The sequence below is a fragment of the Salsuginibacillus halophilus genome (genome assembly GCF_003014715.1).
Lineage (GTDB): Bacteria > Bacillota > Bacilli > Bacillales > Marinococcaceae > Salsuginibacillus > Salsuginibacillus halophilus.
The window spans coordinates 1-1,515 of record NZ_PYAV01000027.1; the positions used below are offsets into that span (position 1 = coordinate 1).

At 55.2% G+C, this 1,515-nt stretch carries 1 rRNA gene; it reads left to right on the top strand.

The window, feature by feature from the left end:
* Nucleotides 1-1,477 (top strand): 16S ribosomal RNA (locus tag B0H94_RS14895); the annotation flags it as partial.
* Between the last annotated feature and the right edge of the window lie 38 nt (nucleotides 1,478-1,515).

Below are 1,515 nucleotides of genomic sequence, written 5' to 3' on the forward strand. Positions count from 1 at the left end.
GGGATGACGCTGGTGGATCGAGCGGCGGACGGGTGAGTAACACGTGGGCAACCTGCCCTGCAGATCGGGATAACCCCGGGAAACCGGGGCTAATACCGAATGACCGGAAGAATCGCCTGATTCTTTCGTAAAAGCTGGGATTTATCCTAGCACTGCAGGATGGGCCCGCGGCGCATTAGTTAGTTGGTGAGGTAATGGCTCACCAAGGCGACGATGCGTAGCCGACCTGAGAGGGTGATCGGCCACACTGGGACTGAGACACGGCCCAGACTCCTACGGGAGGCAGCAGTAGGGAATCATCCGCAATGGACGAAAGTCTGACGGTGCAACACCGCGTGAGTGACGAAGGCCTCAGGGTCGTAAAGCTCTGTTATCAAGGAAGAAAACGTACTGTGCGAATAGAGCAGTACCTTGCCGGTACTTGATCAGAAAGCCCCGGCTAACTACGTGCCAGCAGCCGCGGTAACACGTAGGGGGCGAGCGTTGTCCGGAATTATTGGGCGTAAAGGGCACGCAGGCGGCCTTTTAAGTCTGATGTGAAAGCCCGTGGCTCAACCACGGAATGGCATTGGAAACTGAAAGGCTTGAGTGCAGAAGAGGAGAGCGGAATTCCACGTGTAGCGGTGAAATGCGTAGATATGTGGAGGAACACCAGTGGCGAAGGCGGCTCTCTGGTCTGTAACTGACGCTGAGGTGCGAAAGCGTGGGGAGCGAACAGGATTAGATACCCTGGTAGTCCACGCCGTAAACGTTGAGTGCTAGGTGTTAGGGGTTTCGATACCCTTAGTGCCGAAGTAAACACATTAAGCACTCCGCCTGGGGAGTACGACCGCAAGGTTGAAACTCAAAGGAATTGACGGGGGCCTGCACAAGCGGTGGAGCATGTGGTTTAATTCGATGCAACGCGAAGAACCTTACCAGGTCTTGACATCTTTTGCCCGCTCTGGAGACAGAGTTTTCCCTTCGGGGACAAAATGACAGGTGGTGCATGGTTGTCGTCAGCTCGTGTCGTGAGATGTTGGGTTAAGTCCCGCAACGAGCGCAACCCTTGACCTTAGTTGCCAGCATTCAGTTGGGCACTCTAGGGTGACTGCCGGTGACAAACCGGAGGAAGGTGGGGATGACGTCAAATCATCATGCCCCTTATGACCTGGGCTACACACGTGCTACAATGGATGGTACAAAGGGTTGCGAGGCCGCGAGGCCGAGCCAATCCCAAAAAGCCATTCTCAGTTCGGATTGTTCTCTGCAACTCGAGAACATGAAGCCGGAATCGCTAGTAATCGCGGATCAGAATGCCGCGGTGAATACGTTCCCAGGCCTTGTACACACCGCCCGTCACACCACGAGAGCTTGCAACGCCCGAAGTCGGTCAGGTAACCTTTTTAGGAGCCAGCCGCCGAAGGTGGGGCAGGTGATTGGGGTGAAGTCGTAACAAGGTATCCCTACCGGAAGGTGGGGATGGATCACCTCCTTTCTATGGAGTAACTACGAGCCGGTCTTTTGAGACCGGCA